The following is a 19,248-nucleotide window of genomic DNA, read 5'->3' as shown; positions in this document are numbered from 1 at the left end:
CCGCGTGGATCGATACCGGCAGGGTATCGACGCAGCACCGAGACGGTGTTGGTGCGGGGCCCGGCCCCCGGCAGGCTCGGTGTCATGAGTGAGCTGACGAACGAGAAGACGAGTGAGAAGACGGTCGCGCTGGTCACCGGCGCGAACAAGGGCATCGGGTACGAGATCGCGGCCGGGCTGGGCGCACGGGGTTTCCGCGTGGGCGTCGGCGCCCGCGAGGAGCGGCGCCGCGAGGACGCCGTGGCCAAGCTGCGCGCGGCCGGGGCCGACGCCTTCGGCGTCCCCCTGGACGTGACCGACGACGAGAGCGTGGCGGCGGCGGCCCGGCTGATCGAGGAGCGGGCGGGGCGGCTCGACGTCCTCGTCAACAACGCGGGCATCGCCGTCCCCCCGCCGCGGGACCTGCCCTCGACCCTCGACCTCGACGAGGTGCGGCGACTGCTGGAGACCAACGTCCTCGGCGTCATCCGGGTCACCAACACGATGCTGCCGCTGCTGCGCCGCTCGGAGCACCCGCGCGTCGTCAACCAGTCCAGCCACGTCGGCTCCCTCACCCTCCAGACGGCGCCCGGGTCCGACCTCGGCGGGGTCAGCGCGGCCTACGCCCCCACGAAGACGTACCTGAACGCCGTCACCGTCCAGTACGCCAAGGAACTGAGCGGCACCGGCATCCTGATCAACAACGCCTGCCCGGGCTACGTGGCCACCGACCTCAACGCGTTCAGCGGCTTCCTGAGCCCCGAGCAGGGCGCGGCCGTCGCCGTGCGCCTCGCCACCCTCCCGGACGACGGCCCGACCGGTCAGCTGTTCGACGAGAACGGGGTCGTGGCCTGGTGAGGCGGGGGGCCGCCCGCACATGCCGTCAGTCCGGATAGCGCGGGAGGCCCTCCGTCGAGATCGTCCACTCGCCGATGGTGACGTCCTCGCCGTAGACGAAGTCCTTGCGCGTCGCGTAGCGAGGCCCCTCCGGGGTGGAGTGGATGTCGGTGAGGACGGCGCCGGTTCCGGTCCGCGGGTCGAAGATGGCGTAGACCGGGATGCCGAGCAGTGGGTAGTCGCGGGGCTTGCCGACCCAGTCGTTGTCGGGGTTGGAGCGGGAGACGATCTCGACGGCCGCGACGACCGTACGCGGGTCGATGGACCCTTCCACGTCGAGGTCGTCCCAGGCGATCACCATCACGTCCGGGTGACGCATGATGTTCTCGGCCGCGTCCTCCACGTCCGGTGTGCCGTTGTGAGCCAGCAGTTCGCCCGGCATGACGCTCTCGAGGCGACGGCTGACACGGGCGGCGGTGACTTCGTGCGGCCCTCCCGGCGACATCATGTCGTGGACGATCCCTTCCTTGGTGATCTCGAACTTGCCGGGCAGCGTGTCGTCCATGGACCGCAGGAAGTCGCGCATGGCCTGGTAGGGGGAGGCGCCCTGTTGCGCGTCGTCGGGTGCGATGGTCATGGCGCTCGCTCCTCGTCGTGTGTGCCCACGGGCTCGGGCAAGGATCGTCACGTTCATGCTAGGCGGCCTCCTGGGGATCGGTTCGGCAAGTGCGGCAGCGGCCCGCTCCGGGAGCCCGGCCGTCGGGCACGCGTTCGCGTGTGCGGCGCAGGTAGCCGTGGGCCTCCAACTCGCGCAGCGCGGCCGCGATCCGGGTCGCGCCCTCCGGGAAGCGGGCGGCGAGCGTCTTGATGTCGACCCGGACGCCCTTCGGCAGCGACTGCAGGTGCACGGCGAGACCGATCGCCAGCAGCGACAACTGGCGGTGCTGGGCGAGGTGGTTGCCGATCACCGTGAAGCGGGTGGTGTGCCGGGTGTTGTCGTGCGGCAGCCCGCCGGGGCGGTCCGGCGCAGGCCGGTGCCGGTCACCGTGCCGATCGCCGGGTCGGTCGCCGTGCCGGTCCTGATTCGGGTGGTTGTCGTCCGTCGTACGGGACGGGGCGTGCGGGGGCACGCTAGGGTTTTGGGTATCCATCGGGAAGGGTTTGCTTCCTTGGTGGTCAGGCCCCCGCAGTTGGGAGTGGAAGTCCCGGGCGGGGGCCGACGTATGTCCGGTGTGTGTCCTGCTCGTGCTGAGCGTGGACCGTCCGCGTTCGCGAAATCCAGCGGAGCCGGGCATATTCACCCACCCGAGTGACCAGCGCCTTCGCCGCTCACGGGCGGGAGGGGTGGGGCTCGGCGGAGGTGCTTTCCCCACGTCCTTTTGTCTTTCAGCCGCCCGCCCCGCCGGAGCCCGCGAATCCGTGCTCCGGTGCCTGCACGGGCACCTCGGCCCACACCGTCTTGCGCGGAAAACGCTCCTCGGTGACCCCCCAGCGGTCCGCCAGCGCCTCGACGAGCACCAGGCCGCGGCCCGACTCCGCGTCCGCGCCGGGCGCTTGGGGCTCCGGGCGCCGCTCACCGCGCGCGTCGGTCACCTCGATCCGCAGCGTGCCGCCGACGACGTACAGCGTCAGCCGGAAGCTGCGGCCCGGCAGCCGGCCGTGCGTGGCCGCGTTCGCCGCCAGCTCGGCGACGACGTGCTGCGCCGTCTCGAACGGCAGCCCCGAGGCGCGCAGTTGCGCGACGGTCAGCAGACGCGCGAGGCGTGCGCCGCGCGGAGTGCAGGACAGCAGCACGCTGAAGTTACGGAAAGCGAGAGCGAGTGGGTGCCCCACCTGGGCGGTTTCCTGATTCACGTCACACAGCGTGGCCGTACCGACTTACCGTGAGGAGTGGTCAGGCGGTTGCGTAGGGTCACTGTCCAGAGCTTGTCCGGTGCTGTCCGGACCGTCGGACGGTTGATCCGGGTACGGCGTCGCAACGGTGCGGCGCGCGACGACGGAGGGGTGCGCATGTCGGTGGACGGGCTCGGGACGGCGACGACGGAGACGGAGACGGACGAGCCGGGGTGGGAGGTCGACCCCGACGACGACTGGGCGCTCGCCGTGGTCGCCACGGTGGGGCGGCAGTTGCGGCTGCGCCGCGAGGCGGTCGGCATGCGCGCGGCCGACTTCGCGGTGGCCGCGGGGTACGGGGAGGACCTCGTCTACAAGGTCGAGAGCGGCAAGCGGATCCCCCGGCCCGAGTACCTGGACACGGCGGACGCGCTGCTGGACGCGGGCGGGCTCATCTCCGCGATGAAGGAGGACGTGAAGAGGGTCCGGTACCCGAAGAAGGTACGGGACCTGGCGAAGATGGAGGCGCGGGCGGTGGAGATCGGGGTGTATGTCTGCCACAGCATCAGCGGGCTGCTTCAGACCGCCGCCCACGCCAGGGCGGCCTTCGAGTCGCGCCAACCGCCGTACTCACGGGAGGAAGTGGAGCGGATGGTGGGTGCCCGTCTGGCCCGGCAGTCGATCTTCGAGAAGGACCCGCCGCCCTCCATGAGTTTCGTGCTGGAGGAAGCTCCACTCCGAAGGCCCCTTGGCGGCACAATGGCATGGCGGGAGCAGCTCGAACACCTGCTTGAGGTAGCCAGGTACCGCAACGTGACGCTCCAGGTGATGCCAACCCATCGCGAGGTGCACCCAGGGCTGGATGGCAAGATCGAGTTGCTCAAGTTTGAGGACGGCACGGCAGTTGGTCGCGCCGAGGGCGCCTTCAACGGCCGGCCGATCTCGGACCTCAGGCAACTCCGCCTCCTGGAATTGCGGTATGGCACGATCCGGGCGCAGGCCCTCCCGCCTCGGGAGTCGTCGGCCTTCATCGAAGCATTGCTGGGGGAAGCATGATCCATACAGCCTCTGCCGGGAACGTCCCGAACCTCGCGTGGTTCAAGAGCAGCTACAGCGACGGCAACGAAGGCGACTCCTGCGTAGAAGTAGCCGGCGCCTGGTTCAAGAGCAGCTACAGCAGCGGTCCTGAAGGCGACTCCTGCGTCGAGGTGGCCGCCGCCCCCGGGACCGTGCACGTCCGCGACTCCAAGAACCTTCGCGGGCCCCGTCTCGCCTTCGCGCCCTCCGCCTGGGCGGGGTTCGTGTCGTTCGCCTCGGCCCCGAGGGCCTGACGGCCGACCACCGCGCCGCTCAACCTCGTTCGTGTGCGCGCCGGGCGGCGAACGCCTCGCCGATCGGCGCCACGAGCGAGGCCAGGCGGCGCGCACCGTCCGCACCGATCGGCGCCCACAGTGCCGCGCAGTGCTCGTCCGTTTCCGTCTCGATGCGCTCGCGTGCCGCTGCGCCCGCCGCCGTGAGCGTGCCGTGGGCGTCGAGCCAGCCGCGCGCGACGAGGCGGGCCGTGGCCGCGTTCCACTCCTCGTCGTCCCACCGGCGGGTCTCGCGGACGAGGGCCGTCGGGACGGCGCCGGTCGCGGTGTGCAGGACCAGGCAGTCGCAGGGGCCGAGGCCGTTGTCGGCGAGGACGACGAGGTGTGCGTCGCCCCGCCATTCGCGCGCGACCGTGAGCTGCTGCCACAGGGCGAGGAGGGGGTCGGACGGCAGCGCGACGGCGGCGTTGGCGGCGGCGAGCACCTTGCCGGCGTGGTCGGCGCGGGCGAGGACCGGGTCGATCAGCGCGCGTGCCTCGGCGAGTCGGTCCTCGCCGAGGGCCACACCGGCCCGCCGCATCGCCCGTCCGGCCGCCCGGAAGCGGGCGGCCTGCCACCGCTCCGGGGGCGCGGCGTCCCACACGCCGGTCATGGCCCGCACCGCCCGGGGGCTGAAGTTGTAGAAGGCCGCGAGGACGACCTGCCACGGGACCGCGCCCAGCGAGGCCGCCCGGAAGGCCATGTATCGGGGCCCTCGTTCGGTCACGCCGAGCGCGGCCGCCTCCTCGGTGCTCTCGGGGGCGAGGTAGATGAACACGTGGGCGGCGCTGACGGCGCGGCTGACCTCGCGGACGGCGTCGAGGTCCGTCACCGTGGTGCCCCCGGGGGCGGTCGGCGCCGTCATGCGGAGGTCTCGGCGGTGGCGGTGAGGACGGCGCGCCCGAGGGTGTGACCGGCCATCGTGAAGCCGAGGAGAGCCGGTGTGGCCTCGGCGGGGACGCCCGTGGCGGGGATGTCGAGTGCGTGCACCACGACGAAGTAGCGGTGCGGGCCGTGTCCGGCGGGCGGGGCCGCCCCGATGTAGTGGGGCAGGCGGGCGTCGTTGGGCAACTGGTAGGCGCCCTCGGGCAGTTGCGCGCCCTTCTCGTCGCCGGCGCCCTCGGGGAGTTCGGTGACGGTGGCGGGGATGTCGGTGACCGCCCAGTGCCAGAACCCGGAGCCGGTGGGGGCGTCGGGGTCGTAGACGGTGACGGCGTAGCTCTTGGTGCCCTCGGGGGCCCCACTCCAGGAGAGCTGCGGGGACCGATCCTCCCCGCCGGGCAGGCCGGAGGAGAGCTGCGCGGGCCGCCACGGGGCGCCGTCGGTGACGTTCTCGCTGGTGACGGTGAAGGAGGCCACCTCGGGGAGGCGGGCGAAGGGGTCGTTGGCAGGCATGGTGCTCGATCGTCCTTCCGGGGACGGCGGGGTCTTCGTCGGCCGAGGGACTGCACGGCGACCGACGCGATGAATCGACCGTAACACGAATAATCGATTATTGCGCCGATCATCTAGGATGGACGCATGACACAGACGGTCCCCTCCTCGCCCCCGCCGGGGAAGCAGATGCTGTCCGAGCAGGTCCACGCGCAACTGCGGGACGCGATCATGCGCGGGGACCACTCCCCCGGCGCCCCGCTCAAGCCGCAGGACCTCGCCAAGGCGCAGGGCGTGAGCCTTGCCGTGGTGCGCGAGGCGCTCGTGCGGCTGGTGGGTGAGGGGCTGGCCGACCGGCTGCCCAACCGCGGTTTCGCGGTGCCGTCCTTCTCGGACCGGCGGTGGCAGGAGATCGCGGAGGCGCGCAGGACCGTCGAACCGGTGGTGCTGCGCATGTCGATCGAGCGCGGGGACGTCGAATGGGAGGCCCGGGTGCGGGCCGCGCACCACCGTCTGGCGCGCACTCCGGCGTACGCGCCGGAGGAGGGCGCCCACTACACCGACGCCTGGGCCGAGGCCCACAGGGTCTTCCACCGCACCCTGCTGGAGGGGTGCGGAAACCGCCCGCTCCTGGAGACCTTCGACCGGATGTGGACGGCGAGCGAGCTGGCCCGCCGCTGGTCGGCGCACCGCGCCCCGGAGCGGGACGCCCTCGCGGAGCACCGCATGCTGGAGGAGGCGGCCCTGGCCCGCGAGGCCGACACCGCGGCCGCGGTCCTGGTCCGGCACCTCACCCTGACCGCGGCGGCCCTGACCGAGGAGAGTGCCGCCGGGAACGAGGAGAACGCCGCCGCGCAAGCCGGCGAACATTCTTCCGGTTGACCGGGCGTACCGCGTCACATCCCGGGCAACCGGTTTCTGGGAAGGTCACCGCACGGGCTTCGGACTGCTGTCCGGAGCCCGTGCCCCCCTCCTGCGGCGGGTCGCCGGCCCGGCCCCGGGGCGCGAAGGCGCACGGGGCCCCTGCGTCGGGACGCGCGCGTCAGAACTTGATGCTGCCGATCATCCCCGCGATGTTCGTCGTCAGGTCGTTGATCGTCGGGGCGATCGTCGAGGAGGCGAGGTAGAAACCGAGGAGCACGCAGACCACCGCGTGTCCGCCCTTCAGGCCTGACTTCCTGATCAGCAGAACGACGATGATCGCCAGCAGCACCACCGCCGAAATCGAGAGTGCCACGGCGGTTCACCTCCAAAGATCCCAGGGACGCGGGGGGTCGGACTATGGGGGCAGACATATCCGTACAGCAGCCAGCGGGTTCATACCCACTATGCGCTTGTGATCATAACTATCCGGACGCGCGCATCGTCCCGCGCACGGCCGCACAAGGGGGCGCATGGCCAATATGGTCGGGGCATGACGACCGAGCCACTTTCCTTCCCCCGCCAGCACGCGCGCACGCAACGCTTCACCCTCGGCGCGCCCCGCGCGTTCACGGTCGCGCCGGACGGTTCACGGGTCGTGTTCCTGCGGTCCGCGTCCGGAACGGACCGGGTGCACCAGTTGTGGGTCCTCGACACGGAGGACGGCGCGGAGCACCTCGCGGCGGACCCCGCGGCCCTGCTCTCGGGGGCCGGCGAGGAGTTGCCGCCGGAGGAGCGCGCACGCCGGGAACGCAGCCGTGAGGGGGGCGCCGGCATCGTCGGCTACGCGACCGACGCCGCCGTGGAGTTGGCGTCTTTCGCCTTGTCAGGGCGGCTTTTCACGGCCGAGCTGCGGGCCGGTACCGCGCGCGAACTGCCCGCCGCCGGGCCGGTGATCGACCCCCGCCCCTCCCCCGACGGCCGCCATGTCGCCTATGTCGCCCGGGGCGCGCTGCGGGTCGTCGGCGCGGAGGGCGAGGACGACCGGGCACTGCTCGAACCGGAGTCGGAGGGCGTTTCGTACGGTCTCGCGGAGTTCGTCGCGGCCGAGGAAATGTCCCGTTCTCGCGGGTTCTGGTGGGCCCCGGACTCCGAACGCCTGCTGGTCGCGCGGGTGGACGACACCCCGGTCCAGCGGTGGTGGATCGCCGATCCGGCACACCCGGGCCGGGCCCCGCAGCCCGTGGCGTACCCGGCGGCGGGGACGGACAACGCGGAGGTGCGCCTGTTCGTCATGGGCCTGGACGGGGTGCGCACGGAGGTGGCCTGGGACCGGGCCGGCTACCCCTATCTGGCGCGAGTGCACTGGTCAGCGGCGGGTGCGCCATTGATCTTGGTGCAGGCCCGGGACCAGCGCAGTCAGCTCATTCTGGCGGTGGATCCGCACACCGGTGCGACCCGGATGGTGCACGCCGACGAAGATCCAACTTGGCTGGAACTTTTCCCCGGAGTGCCGTGCTGGAGCCCCTCCGGACAGCTCGTGCGGATCGCCGACGAAGGGGGCGCACGGGTCCTCGCGGTCGGCGAACGCCCGCTCACCGGACCGCAGTTGCATGTGCGGGCGGTACTTGACGTCTCCGCCGACGACGTCCTGGTCTCGGCCGGGGCCGGGGCGCGCGCGGCGGAGCCGGAGATCGGCGAGGTGCACGTCTACCGGGTGAACGAACTCGGAATGGAGCGCGTCTCGCAGGAGCCCGGCGTGCACTCGGCGGTGCGCGCCGGGGGCGTGACCGTGCTGGTCAGCGCGGTGTCGGACCGGCCAGGCTCCCGTGCGCAGGTACTTCGTGAGGGCAAGCCGGTGGTGACCCTGGCCTCGTACGCGGAAAGTCCGAATTTCTCCCCGCGCGTGACCCTCGTGGAGGGGGGCGCACGGAAAATCCCATGCGCCGTGCTTATGCCTACGGACTACCCCCGTGAGACCGACGGTCCCCGTTTGCCGGTCCTCATGGACCCCTACGGCGGTCCGCACGGCCAACGGGTACTGGCCGCCCACAACCCGCACCTCACCTCCCAGTGGTTCGCCGACCAGGGCTTCGCCGTCGTCGTCGCGGACGGACGGGGCACGCCCGGCCGCTCCCCCGCCTGGGAGAAGGCCGTCCGGGACGAGCTCGCCGACGTGGTCCTCCAGGACCAGGTCGACGCGCTGCACGCGCTCGCCGAGGAGTTCCCCCTCGACCTCGACCGCGTCGCGATCCGCGGCTGGTCCTTCGGCGGCTACCTCGCCGCGCTCGGCGCGCTGCGCCGCCCGGACGTCTTCCACGCGGCGGTCGTCGGAGCGCCGGTCACCGATCTGCGGCTCTACGACACCCACTACCAGGAGCGGTACCTCGGCCTGCCCGCCGAGCAGCCGGAGGTCTACCGGCACAACTCGCTGATCGACGACGCGGGCCTGGTGGACGCGGCGGAGGGCCCGCACCGTCCCATGATGATCATCCACGGGCTCGCCGACGACAACGTGGTCGTCGCCCACTCCCTGCGCCTGTCCTCGGCGCTCCTCGCCGCCGGACGCCCGCACGAGGTGCTGCCCCTGTCCGGCGTCACGCACATGACCCCGCAGGAGACGGTCGCGGAGAACCTGCTGCGGCTCCAACTGGACTTCCTGCGGCGCTCCTTGAAGCTCGCCTGACGGTCCACGCACGGCGACGGGCCGGAGCGCCGCAGCGCCCCGGCCCGTCCACGGCACCCGCACGGCCGTACACGGTCCAGCGTGGCCCAGCCGTGTGGCGGCGCCGGGTCGGCGGTGTTGCGGGGCTGTGAACGCGCGCGCCGGGCCCGGCGTCAGCCGCGCAGCACCTTGGTGGCGATGGTCAGGAAGTCGCGTACGCGCTCGTCCCGGTTGTCCTCGGGGGCCGCCAGGCACGTCTCGTACGGCTCCGCGTCCGTGACCGGGACGAGGGCGAGGTCCGGGCGGCTGTAGGCGCGGGCCGCGCTCAGCGGGCCGACCCCGATGCCGTAGCCGGCGGCGATGAGTTCGAGCTTCTCCTCGATGGAGGCCGCGCGGCGCTGCTGGGCGTCGAGCAGCTTCTCGCCCTCCAGGGCCGCCGAGAGGAGCGAGGGGCGGCCGGCCAGGGGGTGGGCCGCGGGCAGGATGGCGGCCCTCGGCTCGTGGCCGACGGGGATCGTGCGCAGACCCGTGTCGTCGAAGGGCCGGCGCAGGAAGCCGACGTGGGCGCGGCCGTCGTGCAGAGGGCTGTGCTGGTCGTACCAGCGCAGCGGGATCAGGTCGATCTCGACACCGGGGTGGGCGTCCGCGAAGGCGCGGACCGCCTCCGAGACGTGCAGCCCGGGGGCGAAGGCGACGGCCAGGCGCGCGACGCCCCGGTCGGCCTCGTGGACCCGGCGGACCGCGGCGTCCACGGTGGTGAGGACCCTGCGCGCCTCCTCGTGGAGCCGCCTGCCCGCCGCCGTCAGCTCCACGCTGCGGGTGGTGCGGGTCAGCAGCGCGCAGCCCAGTTCGCGTTCGAAGGCGCGGATCTGCCGGCTGAGGACGGGCTGGGCGATGAAGAGGTGCTCGGCCGCACGGCCGAAGTGCCGGTGCTCGGCGACCGCGACGAAATAGCGCAGCTTGCGCAGATCGAGGTCCATACCCCGAGGGTATCAATCGCGGGGAAAGGGTATTGGACGCGTGCGCCGGGACGCGCGAAGACTTGACCGCATGATCCTCATCACCACGCCCACGGGCGCCATCGGCAGCCAGGTGCTGCGCAGTCTGCTCGACGAAGCCCCCGCGCGGGGCGAGGCACTGCGGGTCGTCGTGCGCGACCCCGCGAAGCTCCCCGAGGAGGTGCGGGGGCGGGTCGACGTCGTCACCGGTTCGCACGGCGACGCGGCGGTCCTCGACCGGGCGCTCGACGGGGTCGAGGCGGTCTTCTGGGTCGTGCCGCCCGACCCGGCGGCGGCCAGTCTGGACGAGGCGTACTCCGGCTTCACGCGGCCGGCGGCGAAGGCGTTCGCCGCGCACGGCGTGCGGCGGGTGGTCGGCGTGTCCTCCGTCGGGCGGGGCACACCGGTCGCCGGGCGCGCCGGGCTCGTCACGGCCTCGCTGGCCATGGACGACCTCATCGCCGGCTCCGGGGTCGCCTACCGGGCGCTCGCGTGCGCCACCTTCACCGACAACCTGCTGCGGCAGGCCGGTCCGATCCGCGAACGGGGCGTCTTCAGTGACACGGTCCCCGCGGACCGGCCCGAGGCGACTGTCGCCACGGCCGACATCGCGGCGGCGGCCGTGCGGTTGCTGCTCGACCGGGAGTGGAGCGGCACGGGTGAGGTGCCCGTGCTCGGGCCCGAGGAGCTGACGGCGGACGAGCGGGCGCGGATTCTCTCCGAGGTGCTGGGGCGGGCCGTGCGGTATGAGCCTGTGTCCCTGGAGGACTACGCGGCGGGGTTCGCCGCGCGGGGGGTGCCGGAGGCGTTCGCGACGGGGATGGTCGACATGATGCGGGCGCGGAACGAGGGGCTGGACGCGGCGGTATCGCGTACGGACGCGAATGTCTTCGTCGGGGGGACGACGTTTCGGGAGTGGTGTGAGGGGGTGCTGCGGGGGGTTGTTGCGGGCGCCTGAGGGGGCGGGCGCCTGAGGGGGCGGGCGCTCGGTTCGGCCGGCGGGTGCGGGTGCGTTGTGGCTTGTCGCGCAGTTCCCCGCGCCCCTAAGGGGGGCGGGGGTGCGGCCCGCGTTGCACGTGCGGGTGCGTCGTGGTCGGGCGCGTGGTTTCCCGCGGCCCTCAGGGGGGTGGCTGGGCGCGTGGTTTCCCGCGGCGCTGACCGGAGTCACGTCCTCGTTGTGCGTTCCTCCGCGTAGTGGCAGGCGGAGGGGTGGGGGGCGGTGGGGTGGAGTTGCAGGAGGGGGGACTCCTCGGTGCAGCGGGGTCGGGCCTTGAAGCAGCGGGTGCGGAAGCGGCAGCCCGTGGGGATGTCGGCCGGGGAGGGGACGTCGCCGGTGAGGATGATGCGGTCGCGGCGGGTGCGGGCCGTCGGGTCGGGGACGGGGACCGCGGAGAGCAGGGCCTGGGTGTAGGGGTGCGTGGGGTGCTCGTAGATCTGCTCGTCCGTGCCGGTCTCCACGATGCGGCCCAGGTACATCACGCCCACCCGGTCCGAGATGTGCCGGACCACGGACAGGTCGTGCGCGATGAAGACGTAGGCGAGGCCGAACTCCCGTTGCAGGCGGGCCAGGAGGTTGATCACCTGGGCCTGCACCGAGACGTCCAGCGCGGAGACCGGTTCGTCGGCGACGACGATCTCGGGGCGCAGGGCCAGGGCCCGCGCGATGCCGATGCGCTGGCGCTGGCCGCCGGAGAACTGGTGCGGATAGCGGTTGACGTGCTCGGGGTTGAGGCCGACGACGTCGAGCAGCTCCCGGACCTTGCGGCCCCGTTCGCCCTTGGGGGCGACCTCCGGGTGGATCTCGAACGGTTCCCCGACGATGTCCCCCACCGTCATGCGGGGGTTGAGCGAGGTGTACGGGTCCTGGAAGACCATCTGGATGTTGCGGCGCACCGCCTTGAGCGCGCGGCCGGAGAGGCCGGTGACGTCCTCGCCTCGGTGCCGGACGCGGCCGGCGGTGGGGCGTTCGAGGTGGACCAGGAGGCGGGCCAGCGTCGACTTGCCGCAGCCGGACTCGCCGACGATGCCGAGGGTCTCGCCCGCGCGCAGGGTGAGGTCGACACCGTCGACGGCCCGCACGGCGCCGGCCGCCCGGCGCCGCACCACGCCCCTGGTCAGCGGGTAGTGCTTGGTCAGTCCGGTCACCTCGAGGATCGGTTCAGCCGGCGTCATGCAGGCACTCCCTCCAGAAGTGGCAGGCGCTGCCCCGGTCCTCGCCCGCCGCGTACAGGGGCGGCACGTCGGTCAGGCACTCGTCCCGGGCTCGCGGGCAGCGCGGGTGGAAGGCGCAGCCCGGTGGGATGTCGGTGAGGCTGGGCGGCAGGCCCCGGATGGCGTCGAGTTCGGTGCCTTTGCGGTCGAGGCGGGGGATGGAGTCGAGCAGGCCCCTGGTGTAGGGGTGGGCGGGCGCCTTGTAGAGGTCGTGGACCGGCGCCTCCTCGACGATCCGGCCCGCGTACATCACGGCGATGCGGTCGGCGACGTCGGCGACGACGCCGAGGTCGTGGGTGATGAGGACGAGCCCCATCGCGTACTCCCGGCGCAGCTCGGCGAGGAGGTCCATGACCTGCGCCTGCACGGTGACGTCGAGCGCGGTGGTGGGCTCGTCGGCGATGATCAGCGCGGGTTCCAGGGCGAGCGCCATCGCGATCATGACGCGCTGGCGCATGCCGCCGGAGAACTGGTGCGGATAGTCCCGTGCCCGCTGGGCGGCGGCCGGGATGCGGACCCTGTCCATGAGCTCGACGGCCCTCGCGCGGGCCTCGCGCCGGGAGGTGCCGCGGTGGACGAGGAACATCTCGGCGAGCTGGTCGCCCACGGTGAGGACGGGGTTGAGGGCGGACAGCGCGTCCTGGAAGATCATCGCCATCTCGGCGCCGCGCAGTCTGCGGCGCTGCTCCTCGGGGAGGGTCAGCAGGTCGCGGCCCCGGAAGCGGACCTCGCCGCCGGTGATGTGCCCGGGCGGGGTGTCGAGGATGCCCATGACCGCCTGTGCGGTGACGGACTTGCCGGAGCCGGACTCGCCGAGCACGGCGAGCGTCTCCCCCGCCGCCACGCGCAGATCGACGCCGTTGACGGCGCGCGCGACGCCGTCCCGGGTGCGGAACTCCACGCGCAGGCCGCGTACGTCGAGCAGCGGGGCCCCGTCCGCCGTGCCCGGCGCCGGTCCCGGGGCGGGCGTCCTCGGGTCGTCGTGTCGCACGGCGGCTCACCTCAGCTTCGGGTCGAGGGCGTCGCGCACCGCGTCGCCGAGCATGATGAACGCCAGCACGGTGAGCGCCAGCGCTCCGGCGGGCCACAGCAGCATGTGCGGGGCCTGGCGGATGTAGGGGGAGGCGGCGGAGATGTCGATGCCCCAGCTCACCGTGGGTGGCCGCAGCCCGACGCCGACGTAGGACAGGGTGGCCTCCAGCGCGATGTACGTGCCGAGCGCGATGGTCGCCACGACGATCACGGGGGCGACGGCGTTGGGCGCGATGTGCCGCAGCAGCAGCCGGGTGTGGGAGGCGCCGAGGGCGCGGGCGGCCTGGATGTAGTCCTGCCGCCCCACGGTGAGGACGGAGCCGCGGGCGATGCGGGAGACCTGCGGCCAGCCGAGCAGCACCATGAAGCCGACGACGGGCCAGATGGTGTCGCTGGTGACGACGGAGAGCAGGACGAGGCCGCCGAGGACGACGGGGATCGCGAAGAAGACGTCGGTGAGGCGGGAGAGGACCGCGTCGCCCGTCCCGCCGAAGTACCCGGCGAGCCCGCCGAGCACCGAGCCGAGCAGCGCGACCCCGGCCGTGGCGAGCACGCCGACGGCGATGGAGACGCGGGTGCCGTACACGGTGCGGGTGTAGACGTCGCAGCCCTGGCCGTCGAAGCCGAAGGGGTGGCCGGGGGTGGAGCCCTCCTGGGCGTGGGCGAGGTCGCAGGAGAGGGGGTCGCCGGAGGCGATCAGCGAGGGGCTCACGGAGATGACGAGGAGGAAGAGGATGACGAGGGCGGAGGCCAGGAAGACGGGGTTGCGCCGCAGGTCGTGCCAGGCGTCGGACCACAGGGAGCGGGGCTTCCCCCGCCTGTGCCGGGCCTTCGCCGGCTCCTTCGGTCCCGGCTCCGGACCGGGGCCGGGCTCCGGGGACGGCGGGCGGCGGAGCGTGGCCGCCTCGCCCGCCGCGAGGTCCATCGTGCCGCCGGTGCCGGTGGGGGCGACGGCGCCGGGGCCCGTGCCCGCCAGGGTGCCGTCCGCCTCGTATTCGTAGGGCCCGAACGGCCCGTAGGGCTCGTACGGGCCGTGCGGTTCCGGTTCCTCGGGGCGCTCAGGCATAGCGGATCCTCGGGTCGAGTACGGCGTAGAGCAGGTCCACCAGCAGGTTGGCGGCGAGGAAGACGAGGACCAGGACCGTCACGAAGCCGACGACGGTCTGGGTGTTCTGGCGCAGGATGCCCTGGTAGAGCTGGAAGCCGACGCCGTGGATGTTGAAGATCCGCTCGGTGACGATCGCCCCGCCCATCAGCGCCCCGATGTCGGAGCCGATGAAGGTGACCACGGGGATCAGCGAGGTCCGCAGCAGGTGGCGGACGATCACCCGGCGGCGCGGCAGCCCCTTGGCGACGGCGGTGCGGACGTGGTCGGCGCGCCGGTTCTCCGCGATCGAGGTGCGGGTGAGGCGGGTGACGTAGGCGAGGGAGACGGAGGCGAGGACGAACCCGGGGACGATCAGCTCGTCGTAGGGCGCCGCCATCGAGACCGAGGGGGTGATCCAGTGCCACTGGACGCCGAGCAGGAGTTGCAGCAGCAGCCCGGTGACGAAGGTGGGCACGGAGATCACGACGAGGCTCAGCATGAGCACCCCGGTGTCGACGGGGCGGCCGCGCCGCAGCCCGGTGAGCACGCCCAGGGTGACGCCGAGGACGACCTCGAAGACGATCGCCACGAGCGTGAGCCGCGCGGTGACCGGGAAGGACGCCGCCATCAGCGCGGTGACCTCCTGCCCGTTGAACGCGGTGCCGAAGTCGCCGGTGAAGACGTTGCCCATGTAGGTCAGGTACTGCTGCCACACGGGGCGGTCGAGGCCGAACTCCGCCTTCAGCCGGGCGGCGGTGGCGGCGTCGCACGCCTTGTCGCCGCAGAGTCCGGCGACGGGGTCGCCCATGACGTTGACCATGAGGAAGATCAGCAGGGTGGCGCCGAGGAAGACGGGGATCATCTGCAGCAGCCGTCGCAGCACGTACTGGCCCATGAGCGCTCACGCCACCTTGATCCGGTCGTACACCGGCACGCTGAAGGGATTGAGCTCCACGTCCGAGAGCCGTCGGGAGTAGCCCGCGCTGCCGTTCTGGTACCAGAGCGGGATGGCCGCCATCTGGTCCCGGACGACCTCCTCGGCCTGCTGGAACAGCCCGGTCGAGGTCTTCGGGTCGGTGGCCGCGTTGGCCCTGTCGACGAGGTCGTCGAACTCCTCGCTGGACCACTTGCCGTCGTTGGAGGAGGCGCCGGTGTAGTAGAGCGGCTGGAGGAAGTTCTGGATGAGCGGGTAGTCCATCTGCCAGCCCGCCCGGAACGGCCCGGTGAGTTTCTTCTGGCTGATCCGGTTGCGGTAGTCGGCGAAGGTGCCGACCGGGTCTGCGAGGCAGGCCCGGTCGTCGCCGAGCGCGTTGTTGATGGAGTGGCAGACGGCCTCCACCCATGCCTTGTGGGAGCCGGTGTCCGCGTTGTACGTGAGCCGCAGCTTCCCGCCGGGCAGCCCGCCCCCCTCCTTGACCAGCGCCTTCGCCCGTTGCGGGTCGTAGCGGCAGGCGTCCCCGCACAGCCCCGCGCGGTAGCCGCCCTCCGCGCCGAGCACGGGTGAGGTCCAGTCGGTGGCGGGGGTGCGGGTGCCGCGGAAGATGGTGCGGGTGATCTGCTCGCGGTCGATCGCCATGGACAGCCCGGTGCGGACCTTCTCCATGCCGGGCCGGTCCCACTTCCCGTCGTAGAAGGGGAAGGCGAGGGTCTGCAGGATGCCGGCCGGGACGTTGACGTACCGGCCCTCCAGATCGCTCTTCACGTTCCTGAGCTGGGCGGCGGGGATGTCGTCGGAGAGGTCGAGGTTGCCGGACATCAGGTCGGTGTAGGCGGTGTTGCCGTCGGTGTACACCTTGAGGTCGACGCCCCGGTTCCGCGCCTTGTCGGGGCCCGGATAGGCGTCCCAGGTGCGCAGCGACATCTGGGCGCCCCTGACGTAGGACTTCACGCGGTAGGGCCCGTTGCCGACGGGTTTCTTCAGCCAGGCCGCGTGGTCCTCGAAGAAGGCGCGGGGCAGCGGGGCGAAGGCGGCGTAGCCGAGGGTGTCGGGGAAGCCGGAGAAGCTCTGGTTGAGGCGGACGGTGAAGGTGCGCGGTCCGGTGACCTTCAGCCCGGAGAGGGTGTCGGCGGTCTGCTTCCCGGACTCGGGGTGCACCTTGTCGTAGCCGTCGATGTATCCGAAGAAGTACGCGCACTTCTGGTTGTTCCTCAGGCTCGCCCCGTAGTTCCAGGCGTCCACGAAGGAGCGGGCGGTGACCTTCTCCCCGTTGCTGAAGGTCCAGCCGTCCTTGACGGTGACGGCGTAGTCGCGCGAGTCCTTCGTCTCGATCCGCTCGGCGAGCATGTTCTCGGCGGCGCCGGTGCGCGGGTCGTACCGCTTGAGGCCCCGGAAGACCATGTCGAGGACCTTGCCGCCCTGCACCTCGTTGGTGTTGGCCGGCTCCAACGGGTTCTGCGGGTCGCCCCAGGAGGAGCTGAGCACCCCGGGGCCGCCGTCGGCGGCGGCACGGGAGCCGCAGCCGGCCGCGGTGGGCACGAGCACGGCGAGCACGGCGAGGGCGGCGGTCCAGCGGGCGGGTGCGGCTCCTTGCATGGTGCCTCCTCGGGTACGCGCCGTGCGCCGACGCCGGTGTGCGGCGCTTCACCGCCACCTTTTACCCATATCGGAGAAAACGCACATTCAGCCCGCCTGTGCGAGCGAGGAGTCCCCCGTCCGGCCCCCCGCGCCCGCCGCCTCGCGGCACGGGAACGGCCTCGGGGCGGTGCCGCGAACGACTGCGGCACGACACCGCCGCCGCCTACGAAACGAGCTCACGCGCACCACCCGTCACGGCTCCACCAGGGACCCTTCACCGGTCTGCACCAATGACCGTCCCGGACGCGTCAACTCCCCGTTTCCGCAGGCCACATGGGCCTTCGACGCACCGTTGACGGGCGCCGAGCGGCGCTGATAGACACACACATCGACCTGGCCGCCGCCACCCCGCGGACCCCCCTCCCGACGGAGCCCGAACACCGTTCCCACCAGCCGTTCCAGTGCGAGTGATGACATGAGGTCACAACCATGAGCGCGAGAGTCCGACTCGGCCGACGGCACCCGGAACCACCGGGCAGACAGGGTGGGCGCACCGGACGGGAACGGCGCGGCGCGCGGCCCTCGGTGCTGCGGCTCGCCGCCCTCACCGGCGCGAGCGCCCTCACCCTCTCCGCCGTGCTCGCCACCCCGCTGAACCCCTCCCCCCAGCAGGCCGAGGCCGAGGAGGGCAAGAAGGTCCTCACGGTCGCGGTGGCGCAGAGCGTCGACTCGCTGAGCCCGTTCCTGGCGACCCGTCTGTCCAGCACCAGCATCAACCGGCTGATGTACGAGTACCTGACCGACTACGACCCCGGGGACAACCACGCCGTCCCGGGCCTCGCCACCGAGTGGAAGCCCTCCGCGGACAAGCTGACCTGGACGTACACCATCCGCTCCGGGGCCAAGTGGTCCGACGGGAAGAGCATCACCGCCAAGGACGCGGCCTGGACGTTCAACAAGATGATGACCGACGAGGCGGCGGCCACCGCGAACGGCAGCTTCGTCGCCAACTTCCGGAAGGTGACGGCGCCGAGCGACACCGAACTCGTCGTCGAACTGAAGAAGCCGCAGGCCACGATGACCGCGCTCGACGTGCCGATCGTGCCGGAGCACGTCTGGTCCAGGGTGAAGGACCTCTCCAAGTTCAACAACGACAAGACGTTCCCCGTCGTGGGGAACGGCCCCTACGTGCTGACCGGCTACAAGCCCGACAGCTATGTGCGCATGGAGGCCAACAAGACCTTCTGGCGCGGCGCCCCCAAGTTCGACGAGCTGGTCTTCAAGTACTACAAGGACGGTGACGCCGCCGTCGCGGCCCTGCGCAAGGGCGAGGTGTCCTTCGTCAGCGGGCTGACCCCCGCGCAGGCCGACTCCCTCGCACACCAGCCCGACATCAAGGTCAACGACGCCCCGGGCCGACGCTTCTACGCCCTCGCCGTCAACCCCGGCGCCCGCGCCAAGGACGGCACCCGCATGGGCGACGGCGACCCCTCGCTGCGGGACCCCCGGCTGCGGGAGGCCCTGTTCCGGGCGGTCGACCGCAAGACGCTCATCGACAAGGTCTTCCAGGGGCACGCGGTCGACGGCGAGGGCTACCTCCCGCCGCGCTTCTCCGCCTACTTCTGGAAACCCTCCGCCGAGCAGGAGCGCGGCTACGACCCCGCGGCCGCCGCCCGGCTCCTCGACGAGGCCGGCTACAAGAAGAACGGCGAGGGGAGACGCACCGGCAAGGACGGCAAGCCGCTCGACTACCGGCTGCTGTGCCACGCCACCGACCCCAACGACAAGGCCGTCGGGCAGTACCTCAAGGAATGGTGGGGCAAGCTCGGCATCGGCGTGACGCTCGACTGCCTCGACAACGTGTCCGACCCCTGGCTGGCCGGCACGTACGACCTCGCCTTCGACGGCTGGTCCGTCAACCCCGACCCCGACTTCGTCCTGTCCATCCACACCTGCGACGCCCTGCCCGCCACCCCCAAGCGGACCGGCGCGACCGACAACTTCATCTGCGACAAGAAGTACGACGCGCTCTACGCCCGCCAGCTCGCCGAGTACGACCCCGCCCGGCGCGCCGACCTCGTCAAGCAGATGCAGTCACGGCTGTACGACCTCGGGTACATGAACGTCATGGCCTACCCGAACGCCGTGGAGGCCTACCGGACCGACCAGATCGCGCACATCCAGACCATGCCGGCCAAGGCGGGCAACATCTACGGCCAGGACGGCTACTGGAGCTGGTGGTCCGCCAAGCCGGCGGCCTCCGACGGCTCCTCGGACGACTCCGACTCCACGGGCGTCGTCATCGGCGTCATCGCCGGCGCCGTCGTCCTGGCCGGAATCGCCGCGTTCCTCACCTACCGCCGCCGGACAACGGCGGAGGACCGTGAATAGGGCAGGGCGCGACGCAGCCCGCGCCGTCAGGGGCACGGGGCTGTGTCACCTCGCGGCCCCGCCGCAGGAGCGCGGCGCAGCCCGCGCCCGTAGGGGCGCGGGGAACTGCGCGGCGT

Annotated in this window: 18 protein-coding genes and 1 pseudogene; 7 read left to right on the top strand and 12 right to left on the bottom strand. The window is 72.1% G+C overall.

The genetic code is table 11. From position 1 onward, the window contains the following. Nucleotides 1–84: 84 nt before the first annotated feature. Entirely contained in the window at nucleotides 85–837 is a 753-nt protein-coding gene (locus OHB09_RS21510) for an SDR family oxidoreductase (RefSeq protein ID WP_328922388.1), read from the top strand. Nucleotides 838–862: 25 nt separating this feature from the next. Here OHB09_RS21510 and OHB09_RS21505 read toward each other — a convergent pair whose 3' ends face one another. From OHB09_RS21505 to OHB09_RS21495, 3 genes and pseudogenes are all read right to left on the bottom strand, one after another. Next, nucleotides 863–1,453, bottom strand: coding sequence for a Uma2 family endonuclease (locus tag OHB09_RS21505; RefSeq protein ID WP_191852186.1), 591 nt, complete (start codon nucleotides 1,451–1,453; stop codon nucleotides 863–865). A gap of 115 nt (nucleotides 1,454–1,568) precedes the next feature. Beyond that, nucleotides 1,569–1,967, bottom strand: a pseudogene (locus tag OHB09_RS21500) (helix-turn-helix domain-containing protein); the annotation flags it as partial. A gap of 235 nt (nucleotides 1,968–2,202) precedes the next feature. Next, complete coding sequence (locus OHB09_RS21495) at nucleotides 2,203–2,670, bottom strand: ATP-binding protein (protein ID WP_328922387.1); 468 nt, start codon at nucleotides 2,668–2,670, stop codon at nucleotides 2,203–2,205. A gap of 156 nt (nucleotides 2,671–2,826) precedes the next feature. Between OHB09_RS21495 and OHB09_RS21490 the strand changes: the two genes are divergently transcribed. After that, the gene (locus OHB09_RS21490) at nucleotides 2,827–3,705 is read left to right on the top strand and encodes a helix-turn-helix domain-containing protein (protein ID WP_319119121.1); all 879 of its coding nucleotides are present in this window, start codon (nucleotides 2,827–2,829) and stop codon (nucleotides 3,703–3,705) included. Beyond that, nucleotides 3,702–3,980 (top strand): DUF397 domain-containing protein, encoded by a 279-nt coding sequence (locus OHB09_RS21485; protein WP_319119122.1) that lies wholly within the window; start codon nucleotides 3,702–3,704, stop codon nucleotides 3,978–3,980. The genes OHB09_RS21490 and OHB09_RS21485 overlap by 4 nt, the downstream gene beginning before the upstream one ends. A gap of 19 nt (nucleotides 3,981–3,999) precedes the next feature. Here the strand turns inward: OHB09_RS21485 and OHB09_RS21480 are convergent, their stop codons facing one another. Together OHB09_RS21480 and OHB09_RS21475 are read right to left on the bottom strand one after the other, a co-directional pair. Beyond that, nucleotides 4,000–4,863: an SCO6745 family protein gene (locus tag OHB09_RS21480; protein ID WP_328922386.1), complete on the bottom strand. Its 864-nt coding sequence runs from the start codon at nucleotides 4,861–4,863 to the stop codon at nucleotides 4,000–4,002. Then, nucleotides 4,860–5,393 carry a YbhB/YbcL family Raf kinase inhibitor-like protein gene (locus tag OHB09_RS21475; protein WP_006142167.1) on the bottom strand — a complete coding sequence of 178 codons (534 nt, stop codon included), beginning with the start codon at nucleotides 5,391–5,393 and terminating at the stop codon, nucleotides 4,860–4,862. Before OHB09_RS21475 ends, OHB09_RS21480 begins: the two co-directional genes overlap by 4 nt. A gap of 126 nt (nucleotides 5,394–5,519) precedes the next feature. Between OHB09_RS21475 and OHB09_RS21470 the strand changes: the two genes are divergently transcribed. After that, nucleotides 5,520–6,254 (top strand): GntR family transcriptional regulator, encoded by a 735-nt coding sequence (locus tag OHB09_RS21470; protein WP_006142166.1) that lies wholly within the window; start codon nucleotides 5,520–5,522, stop codon nucleotides 6,252–6,254. A gap of 160 nt (nucleotides 6,255–6,414) precedes the next feature. Here OHB09_RS21470 and OHB09_RS21465 read toward each other — a convergent pair whose 3' ends face one another. Continuing rightward, entirely contained in the window at nucleotides 6,415–6,609 is a 195-nt protein-coding gene (locus OHB09_RS21465; RefSeq protein WP_006142165.1) for a hypothetical protein, read from the bottom strand. Nucleotides 6,610–6,786: 177 nt separating this feature from the next. Here OHB09_RS21465 and OHB09_RS21460 point away from each other — a divergent pair, with 177 nt between their 5' ends. Continuing rightward, the gene (locus OHB09_RS21460) at nucleotides 6,787–8,919 is read left to right on the top strand and encodes a S9 family peptidase (RefSeq protein WP_328922385.1); all 2,133 of its coding nucleotides are present in this window, start codon (nucleotides 6,787–6,789) and stop codon (nucleotides 8,917–8,919) included. A gap of 152 nt (nucleotides 8,920–9,071) precedes the next feature. Here OHB09_RS21460 and OHB09_RS21455 read toward each other — a convergent pair whose 3' ends face one another. Then, nucleotides 9,072–9,878 carry a LysR family transcriptional regulator gene (locus OHB09_RS21455; RefSeq protein ID WP_191852181.1) on the bottom strand — a complete coding sequence of 269 codons (807 nt, stop codon included), beginning with the start codon at nucleotides 9,876–9,878 and terminating at the stop codon, nucleotides 9,072–9,074. Nucleotides 9,879–9,948: 70 nt separating this feature from the next. Here OHB09_RS21455 and OHB09_RS21450 point away from each other — a divergent pair, with 70 nt between their 5' ends. Continuing rightward, nucleotides 9,949–10,854, top strand: a complete 906-nt coding sequence (locus OHB09_RS21450) for an NAD(P)H-binding protein (protein ID WP_319351129.1) — start codon at nucleotides 9,949–9,951, stop codon at nucleotides 10,852–10,854. A gap of 206 nt (nucleotides 10,855–11,060) precedes the next feature. Here OHB09_RS21450 and OHB09_RS21445 read toward each other — a convergent pair whose 3' ends face one another. The 5 genes from OHB09_RS21445 to OHB09_RS21425 form a co-directional block, all read right to left on the bottom strand. Then, on the bottom strand, nucleotides 11,061–12,068 hold the full coding sequence (locus OHB09_RS21445) for an ABC transporter ATP-binding protein (protein ID WP_006142159.1): 1,008 nt from the start codon (nucleotides 12,066–12,068) through the stop codon (nucleotides 11,061–11,063). Then, complete coding sequence (locus tag OHB09_RS21440) at nucleotides 12,055–13,032, bottom strand: ABC transporter ATP-binding protein (protein ID WP_093592283.1); 978 nt, start codon at nucleotides 13,030–13,032, stop codon at nucleotides 12,055–12,057. The genes OHB09_RS21445 and OHB09_RS21440 overlap by 14 nt, the downstream gene beginning before the upstream one ends. Before the next feature lie 72 nt (nucleotides 13,033–13,104). Continuing rightward, on the bottom strand, nucleotides 13,105–14,205 hold the full coding sequence (locus tag OHB09_RS21435; RefSeq protein WP_371788225.1) for an ABC transporter permease: 1,101 nt from the start codon (nucleotides 14,203–14,205) through the stop codon (nucleotides 13,105–13,107). After that, nucleotides 14,198–15,121, bottom strand: coding sequence for an ABC transporter permease (locus OHB09_RS21430; protein ID WP_006142156.1), 924 nt, complete (start codon nucleotides 15,119–15,121; stop codon nucleotides 14,198–14,200). The genes OHB09_RS21435 and OHB09_RS21430 overlap by 8 nt, the downstream gene beginning before the upstream one ends. A 6-nt stretch (nucleotides 15,122–15,127) precedes the next feature. Continuing rightward, nucleotides 15,128–16,759, bottom strand: coding sequence for a peptide ABC transporter substrate-binding protein (locus OHB09_RS21425; RefSeq protein WP_191852178.1), 1,632 nt, complete (start codon nucleotides 16,757–16,759; stop codon nucleotides 15,128–15,130). A 471-nt stretch (nucleotides 16,760–17,230) separates the two neighbouring features. Between OHB09_RS21425 and OHB09_RS21420 the strand changes: the two genes are divergently transcribed. Further along, a complete protein-coding gene (locus OHB09_RS21420; protein WP_328922384.1) occupies nucleotides 17,231–19,132 on the top strand; it encodes an ABC transporter substrate-binding protein in 1,902 nt (633 codons plus the stop codon). The last annotated feature ends 116 nt before the right edge of the window (nucleotides 19,133–19,248 follow it).

Source organism: Streptomyces griseoaurantiacus (assembly GCF_036189845.1).
Taxonomy (GTDB): Bacteria; Actinomycetota; Actinomycetes; order Streptomycetales; family Streptomycetaceae; genus Streptomyces; species Streptomyces griseoaurantiacus.
Note: the sequence above shows the minus strand (reverse complement) of the source record. Positions and strands in the feature narration are given on the sequence as shown.